This is a genomic window from Natrialba sp. SSL1 (assembly GCF_001861355.1).
Lineage (GTDB): Archaea > Halobacteriota > Halobacteria > Halobacteriales > Natrialbaceae > Natrialba.
This window is the reverse complement of record NZ_MASN01000061.1, coordinates 18,647-27,066: the sequence shown is the minus strand read 5'-3', so window position 1 is coordinate 27,066 and position 8,420 is coordinate 18,647. Positions and strand designations below refer to the sequence as shown.

6 protein-coding genes are annotated in these 8,420 nt (G+C 53.4%); 5 read left to right on the top strand and 1 reads right to left on the bottom strand.

All coding sequences use genetic code 11. The features are described from left to right. Window positions 1-213: 213 nt before the first annotated feature. Window positions 214-408: a hypothetical protein gene (locus BBD46_RS21360; protein WP_071403681.1), complete on the top strand. Its 195-nt coding sequence runs from the start codon at window positions 214-216 to the stop codon at window positions 406-408. Between the two features lie 599 nt (window positions 409-1,007). Here the strand turns inward: BBD46_RS21360 and BBD46_RS21355 are convergent. Next, window positions 1,008-2,477, bottom strand: coding sequence for an orc1/cdc6 family replication initiation protein (locus tag BBD46_RS21355; RefSeq protein ID WP_071403680.1), 1,470 nt, complete (start codon window positions 2,475-2,477; stop codon window positions 1,008-1,010). Between the two features lie 706 nt (window positions 2,478-3,183). On the opposite strand from BBD46_RS21355, the gene BBD46_RS21350 reads away from it, so the two are divergent. The 4 genes from BBD46_RS21350 to BBD46_RS21335 all read left to right on the top strand — a co-directional run bounded on the left by BBD46_RS21350 (window position 3,184) and on the right by BBD46_RS21335 (window position 8,397). Continuing rightward, window positions 3,184-4,434, top strand: coding sequence for an RNA-guided endonuclease InsQ/TnpB family protein (locus BBD46_RS21350; RefSeq protein WP_071403679.1), 1,251 nt, complete (start codon window positions 3,184-3,186; stop codon window positions 4,432-4,434). A gap of 994 nt (window positions 4,435-5,428) precedes the next feature. Beyond that, entirely contained in the window at window positions 5,429-5,917 is a 489-nt protein-coding gene (locus BBD46_RS21345; protein ID WP_253184622.1) for a hypothetical protein, read from the top strand. Then, window positions 5,914-6,249 (top strand): hypothetical protein, encoded by a 336-nt coding sequence (locus tag BBD46_RS21340; RefSeq protein ID WP_253184621.1) that lies wholly within the window; start codon window positions 5,914-5,916, stop codon window positions 6,247-6,249. Before BBD46_RS21345 ends, BBD46_RS21340 begins: the two co-directional genes overlap by 4 nt. 156 nt (window positions 6,250-6,405) lie before the next feature. After that, window positions 6,406-8,397 (top strand): S9 family peptidase, encoded by a 1,992-nt coding sequence (locus BBD46_RS21335; RefSeq protein WP_071403678.1) that lies wholly within the window; start codon window positions 6,406-6,408, stop codon window positions 8,395-8,397. Window positions 8,398-8,420 lie beyond the last annotated feature (23 nt).

The window sequence follows — 8,420 nt, the reverse complement described above, 5'->3', positions numbered from 1 at the left end:
GATAGAGGTGCTTAATGTTTCGTGGTATGTGGCGGCGAGTGTCGGCTTCAACCCCACCCACGGTGGGGCGGGGAATCCGCCTTGGTTTCGTTTTGAATGAGGTATATAAGTATACCGCTGAGTACCGTGTTCTCGGCGTCTGTGCGTGGAGGTTACAAATGAAGTGGCGGGGTGTCAGAAACATATACCCGATCGCTTCCCAATCGTACTGGTATGAGCGATATGCCGGTCGAGAGACTCGTTCGGGTCGTAGACTACCAGAGCGACAACGACTACCAGCCTGAGACGCCGGCGTCGAACACGTTACACAGGTTGCACGAAATGTCGGTGTACTACCATCGGATGCAAAGGCGACGATTCACGAGGCGCTTGAGGCGGGACACCTCGAGGAGATCGACGGGCGACTGAAAGTGAGTAGAGTGTCCCGAGCGTGCGTTGCACGCAAAAGTCGTCGCGTCGACGTTCGCCGCGGAACATGGACTGGTTCTCGAGGATGCACTGCGACAGCGAGAATGGATCGACGTATAGGATGAGGGGAGAGGTGACTACCGTAGCATCGAACTACAATACCGGCGTGTCTACTGGTATCGGTTAGCTTTGCTACGGTAGTGTATGGGCTCAAGGGACGGTGTGGTTCTTGAACCCATATAACACAATTTGGTTAGAGATGATAAACTCACGACATTCAGAAAATATCTCCGCAAAACCAAAACACATCGATAGAGGGGTGACCCCTCTGTTTCACCAATTTCTCAATTACTGAGAAAATATAATCAAATTATTCGTTCATCTGGACATTACCGATAAATGGCCTCAAAATCCCATATGCTGTTTTTCCAAAGTTACTGGCCTCAATGAGGCCCATTACACATCGATAGAGGTGTGTGGAGGACCGTGGGGAATCATTTGTAGAGTTAGATATCAAGTGTGTTTCTCGGCAACAGCCATCAATACACATCGATAGAGGTGTGCACTTGAATCAAGATTGAAATTGGAAGAAAGAGAAATCATGAATGATTTCTAATTTGTGACTTCACAACTGGACGGACCTCCTCAGGAGAGACCATATCAATTCGAGAATCTTCGTGAAGCGTCTCTAGAATGGTCTCAGGCCGCTCTTCGAACTGGAATTCCAAGAACATCCCAGAACTAGGACCATGACTTCGGCGCTCAAAGTCGACAAGTGAGTATGTCGTCAACTCCTTCATCTTGTTGACGTACGTTTCTTGGTGGTACTGATTCGCATCTATCGAGTCGGTGAGGAACTGATAAACCTGATACCCAGTCGTACTCCGAGCAGTTCCACCTTGCGTTTGGGACGCAACCGCTGCCGTTGCATAGAGACACAGCTTTTTCTGGGTGCTGATACCACGGATGACCTCTAAGACGCGGTTTTTCTCGACTTTCTCTTGGGCTTCTCGGACGTGTTCTTCACGTACACGCTCGTCTCCCTCCCGTTCAGCAAGTTCGCCAGCAACACGCATGAGGTCGATCGCCTTACGCGCGTCACCGTGTGTCTGCGCTGCGAACGCTGCTGCAAGTGGAATAACGTCGTCATCTACAACGTTATCATGGAAGGCATCTTGCCGTCGGTGGAGAATCGCCTGGAGCTGGTTCGCATCATAGTCGTCAAAATGAACATCCTCTGGGGTGAAGGAACTCAGTGCACGACTTCCAACCGCTTCCATCATCCGCGTATCGTTCGAAATTGCAACCACTGAGATCGAGGCAGTGAGATCGTCGTTCGCGCCGGCTCGTGAGAGTTGATAGAGAAGCCGCGAAAATGCTGGTTCCTGTTTATCCCGCCTGCCAACCAACATATCGAGTTCATCAAGGACGAATACGGCTGAGTCAAAATTCTCATTGACGATACGGTAGAGTTCGTCCCATTTTTCTTTGGTCGCAACTCCGTGTTTCGGAACCTGAACAGGCACACCAGCTTGATCAGCCGCCTGTTTTGTCAATTCATACACTGCGACACCGAGAGTGTCGAGGTCTTGGCAGTTGACCTCGACCGTACCAAAATCGATATCACGTGTTTCACAAATACAGCTAATGTTGTTACAGACGGCTTTTGTGATGAGTGACTTTCCAGTACCGGATGGGCCATAGAGAAAGAGATTTGGTGGCCGATTACCACCAAGTGCAACACGTAGCATTTTGGTGACTTCTTGGAGTTGCTCATCGCGACCGACGATTCGATCTTCTGCCACCACGTGATTTGGATCGAGAAGCGATCGATCACGAATCAGCCCATCTTGTTGATCAAACTCAAGAAGCATATCCTCAATCGACTGCGAAGAGTCATCGGTACTAGAATCGGTCATTGAGGATTGTTCAGTGGGCTCTGAGGAGTGATCAGTATGCGAGCCTGTATCTGAGTCAGAAGGAACTGAAGAAAGATTCGCTTGGGTTGTAGTTTCATCCTCCGGTGTCCCCTCTTCAGTTTGAGAACTGTCGGAGTCATCAGTGGCCATGTAACGGACCATACATTCAGATTATAAAAATGTTCTCCACCCCTATCGAAGTGTGATTCCACGCGTTAGTTCTCGATTCTCCTTTAGGCAGAATATTTAGTTAACATATACAGAATAGAAGCCAAGTTAGCGTCGAAGTGTTGTGGGTTTTTGAGAGGGGTGACACACCCCTCTATCGATGTGTTCGATGTCTTAGGAGGGGGAGGGGCCAATAGCAAGACAAGTTGGAAGGAGATCGCCTCATGAGACGATTCTGCCTGAAGAAGCACTAATACCTGTTAATAGCTCGAGAAAGGGACGAGTACATTCTCTCTTCTTCTAGCTTTCTAGAAAGAACACTCACACACACCTGTATCGATGTGTTCGATGTGTTTCTGTACTCTATATTTCTGTGCCTTCTATTCCAACAGTATTCTTTTTGTATACAGATCTTTCAACCTTCGATATCTTGCGCTTTCACAATCTCTATCTGCTGTATTCCCAGATATCATTTTTAGTTCCATTTTCACACTCTATATCTGACTCTACGTACACAGATCGAACACATCGATAGAGGGGTGTATCTATCTTTGAACAGCGAGAGAATCCCACCGTTTACGGTGGGCGTGAATCGCGTCGCTGGATGACACAATCCACTGCTCGATGGAAGACCGGATATTCCACGCTAATCCACACCATTAAGTTAGATTATCAACATAGGCTATACATGGCGATCGAGGTTACCCGTACCTATGTTGGCTTTATCCAGAACCAGCGACAGGTCTGGGATGGCCTCGATTCGCTCGGCGATTCCGCCTCGAAGATTTGGAACGTCGCACGCTGGACAGCCGACCGCATCTGGAACGCAATAGGCGTAATTCCAGACGAAGGGACGCTGAAAGCGTACATGAAGAACAAGTCGTGCTGGAAAGACCTGAATGCACAATCCAGTCAGAAAGTCATCGAAGAACTTTCTGACGCTTTCCAGTCGTGGTTCGATCTGCGACACAAGGATGACGAGGCGAATCCGCCCGGCTACCGCAAACACGGCGACACCCGGCCCAAGAGCACAGTCACATTCAAAGCAGACGGGTTCAAACACGACCCCGAAAACAACCGCGTCCGACTCTCGAAAGGCTCCAACCTCAAAGAAAACTGGTCGGACTTCATCCTCTGTGAGTACCAGACCCGGCCAGACGTTGACCTCTCGGAAGTCACCCGAGTGCAGAACGTTCGAGCCGTCTGGAACGGTGACGAGTGGGAACTGCACTTCGTCTGCAAAGTCGAACTCGAAACCAACGACTCCGCAGGCGACGGCGTTGCTGGGATCGATCTTGGCATCACGAACATCGCCACGGTAGCGTTCCCCGACGAATACGTTCTCTACCCCGGTAATTCGCTCAAAGAAGACAAACATTACTTCACCCGAGCAGAGTACGAGACTGAGGGTGAGAACGGCCCGTCAGAGAAGTCGATGTGGGCACGCAGGAAACTCGCAGACCGCGAGACGCATTTCTACCACGTTCTCACGGACACCATCATCACGGAGTGTGTCGAACGTGATATTGGCACGCTCGCGGTGAGTTGGCCTGAAAACGTGCGTGAGTCCGACTGGGGCAAAACGGGGAACAAGAAGTTGCACTCGTGGGCGTTTGACCGTCTCTACCAGTACCTCGAATACAAAGGCGAGATCCGTGGCGTCGAGGTGCTGAAAGAAAACGAGTGGAACACCTCGGAGACGTGTTCACGGTGTGGTGACGATACGACGTCGAATCGTGTTGAACGTGGCCTGTACGTCTGCTCGTCGTGTGAGTTGGTGGCCAACGCAGATTGTAACGGAGCGGAGAATATGCGACAGAAGATAACTCCGAGTCCTCACGGCGAGGATAGGAGTAACGGCTGTGTGGCACAGCCATCGGTATACCTGTTCGACCACGAAAGCGGGGCGTTCACCACGAGAGAACAGGTCGTATCGTAAACCAGCAAATATCCCACCCTGCGGTACGGGAAGCCGCGACCTTCAGGGCGCGGAGGATGTCACCCGTTGGCCAGTCTGGGAATTCTTACTACCTCGCATACAACGGTGAATATCTGAGGTGATGAAGTGATGAAAAATGAGTGGATCTGTCGAAGATTCACTCACAGTGGGGTGGGGGTGCGAAATCGAACCATACCGGACGTAGCTTGTACATCTGTTCATCGTGCGAGTTAGCTGGAAATGCGGACTGTAACGGACCTGAGAATATGCGACAGAAGATAACACCGAGTCCCCACGGCAAGGAAAGGGTAACGGCTGTGTGGTGTTTCGAGAGACTAGTTCTCTCGTCATCAAGCGAAACCTTAGGTTTCGCGGACCTCGTGACCCTCTACTTCGCTCAGTCACGAATGATGCAAAGTGCCCTCCGACGGACACAGCCATCGACACATCTGTTCGGCCGCGAGAGTGAGACGATTTCAACGAGAGAACAGGTAGTGGCGTTGGCCGGCGAATATTTTAACACGGGAACTCCTGCCCCTCCTAACGCGGAGTAGGCCACCTGTTTTCGTGCGCCCATCGAAACACCGATGATTGAACTGGTCATAACCAATCAAAACACATCGATAGAGGGGTGTCTCGTTTGGTATCCCCCAATACTATAAATCCAGATCGTTCAAAACACATCGATAGGGGTGTGTCCTCTTCATATCATTAATTGGTTTTCAGATATGCTGCCCAATACGAATCCATCAATATAATCGTCAAAACCCAGGCTACGGCTTCGATTTCGTGCTAGCACTATATCTTGAGCCAGTGATTGACGTACTCTCAAAGGACTCGATTCTTGTGTCGGACCTGAAGGTAAAACAGGAACTCGTCGACGAACATTTTGACGACCGATATGACTACATCCTGTTAGACATCCTTGTCTCGCAGAACAAACTCACGAACAATGCCGTTGTTGAGCACCGAACACTATCTTCCCACTTATGCCATGCCGGTTCTTGAGGTGTTGAACGGACTTCAAGAGACGGCTACTCGGCTTGTTGGCCCGATCCGTAGCCAGCTCGGGAACTGCGAAATCCTCACGGCTGTGCCGAACGACATGGGTGCTCGTATCGACCACCAAACCAAAGACCGGAAGCTACTCGAGTCGATGAACACGCAGGAGAGTTTCGCGTCACTACTTCTTGCTGGCCGCGATGGTGTCGACGCTCGAAGCGGAACGCTACCTGAGGGAACTGAGGTTGAGGCGGTGCTGGATAATCACGTCCCCCCGTTTGCGCGAATCCGCGCCGACGAGTGGGAGGCAATCGACGCCGGCGAGATGGACCCACCGAAGCCACCAATTCGCCACACTGGCGCGGTCGGCGACGCCTACGAGGCCCGCGAACCGCTCCCATCCTACGACCCAGAGAACTCCCAACTCGAGTACTTCGGTGAGATTGCGGATATCATCGAACGCGGAGGGATCGAACAATGACCGGCTTCGACCTCGGTGACCCTGTTGACGATGCAGACGAACCGACTGATGAACAGGCCAACTCGAGTCCCGATCCGGAGCCGGATCCAGTCGCGGAACCCCCAACGCCAGAGCCTGAATCGGAACCAGAACTGGAGTCAGAGTCCAAAGCCACTGATTCAGACCCGACTGAGACTGGGCCGGCGTTTCCCTACAGCGAGGTCAAACAGAGTCCACTGTATGCTCGTGAGGAGACGTGGACCAAGTTCGAAGACCAACTGGATTTCACTGTCACACCTGAACTCCGTGGATGGGGATTCGTGACGATGAACTCCGCGAGGTTCACGATGTAGTATTAGAACTTGCACTCGACAACATCGACAAAATCCCAGAACGGCTTGCGGAGAAGCGTCGCGAGTCGTAAGACAAGAACTGACGAGTTTCTTCTCCAAACACTGGTGTGTTTCCGCCTTCCAACTATTCATATGGATTCGACGTAACAGTGGGCTATGCTCACGCTCAACAATGTTCTCGATCTTGAATGGCCTGACACTCCCACGTGGTCCTCGTGTGGTTCGTTTCTCGCCACGACGGTACACGAAGACGATGGAAAGGAACTGCTCATTGGTCGCCCAGGAAAGGAGCCGTGGCGCGTCCGGCCAGCCGACGAACACGTCGCAGAGTTCACGTGGTCGCCAGCGGAGCCACAACTCGTCTGTACGACTGAGGACGGATTGACAACCCTCATTGATCCTCGTGAGCAATCCGTCTCGGAGATCGCGCGCACACCCGACGGCGATACATCGCTCACCTGGTCGCACGATGGGGCGCGCCTCGCGTTCTATCGGGACGGTGAACCCCGAACTCGGTCACTGACCGATGGCGTCGAACGTGCGTTCGATGTTCCAGAACGGGGTCCGTTTCTTGGCGGAGAGCGTGCGTTTGCCTGGCGTGAGGACGGTCTGCTCGCCTACCGATTCACAGACTGTGAGACAAAGTGCGTCGGCGTGATCAACACCGAGAACGGGGACCTCGTCTGGCGAACCCGTCCTGACGCTTCGTCACACTCTCCATTCTGGCTTGGCGACGGACGGCTATGCTACGAGCGCCGACGTGAGTACGGGACCGTTCGTGAAATCATCGCCGTCGATGTCGATGATCCGCGGACCGAGACTGTATTCTTCCAGGAAGTCGACGAAGAGACCGGTGCACTCTCGCGTGGGTCACCTCGTTTCTCCCCCGACGGTACGTTGCTGGCCGCGGCGCTCCCAGTTGATGGCTATGAGCACATCCATGTGATCAATGTCACCTCAGGCGAACGTACTCAACTCACTGAGGGGGCCTTCGAGGACAAAGGTCTCGCCGATTCTGCGCCGCGATGGATCGACGATAGCCGCTTAGTTTTCGCGTCAAACCGACAAGATACAGGTCAGCGACAGCTCTACACGGTTACGCTCGATGGAACGACAGAACCGCTGGTCGAAACGCCGGGAACAAACGTCGAACCGCGACCGTCACCAGACAGCGATCACGTCGCCTACATCCATGCAAGTCGCGACCGGTCTCCGGAGATTCGCGTCCACGAACTCGAGTCCGAGTCGTCCAGTGCTGAGCCGGCCGAACCGGCTACGCAGACTGACACCCAGCTAACCCACTCTAGCGTTCACGAGTGGCCAGAACCACCGATCGAACCGGAGCGGGTCACGTTCGAGAGTGGTGAGCTGACGATCGAGAGCTATCTCCTCGATCCACGCCAAAGCGAGTCCGTTCCCGACGACGCGACCGACCTCCCGGGTGTCGTCTACGTCCACGGCGGGCCGATGCGCCAGATACGAGATGGCTTCCACCCATCTCGCTCGTACGGGCTTGCCTATGCGTATCAGCAGTACCTTGCTACGAAAGGGTACGTCAGCCTATTTGTGAACTACCGCGGTGGCATCGGCTACGGCCGGGCGTTCAGAGGAGCGATCGGCGGCGACCGTGGGCGGGTCGAGATGGACGACATCGCTCGCGCCGCTGACTATCTGCGTGCCCTCGAGTACACTTCCGATTCAGTAGGGCAATGGGGACTCTCCTACGGTGGCTACGCTGCGCTTCAGCTCCCCGGAACCCATCCCGGAACATTTGACGTCACGGTCAACATCGCCGGACTCGCCGACACAGCAAACTACCACGAGTGGGCGACCGAGACGAAATTCCCCGACATTTCCTCCGCAGCGACGACTGTGATGGGACACCCACTCGAGAACCCCGACCGATGGGACGACGCCAGCCCGGTCACCCATATGGACCGATACGAGACGCCGTTGTACAGCTTCCACGGCACGGCTGACCGGTACGTGAACGTCGAGCAACAGGACATCGTGGTGAACACGCTGCTCGATCTCGACGTCGAGTTCGAGGCCGAGTACTATCCTGGCGAAGGACACGTATTTTCGAAACGATCGACGTGGAGACGAACATTCGAGAAGATTGAAGCGGCATTCGACGAGCACCTCTAGAGCCAACGTTCGTCACGATGCGT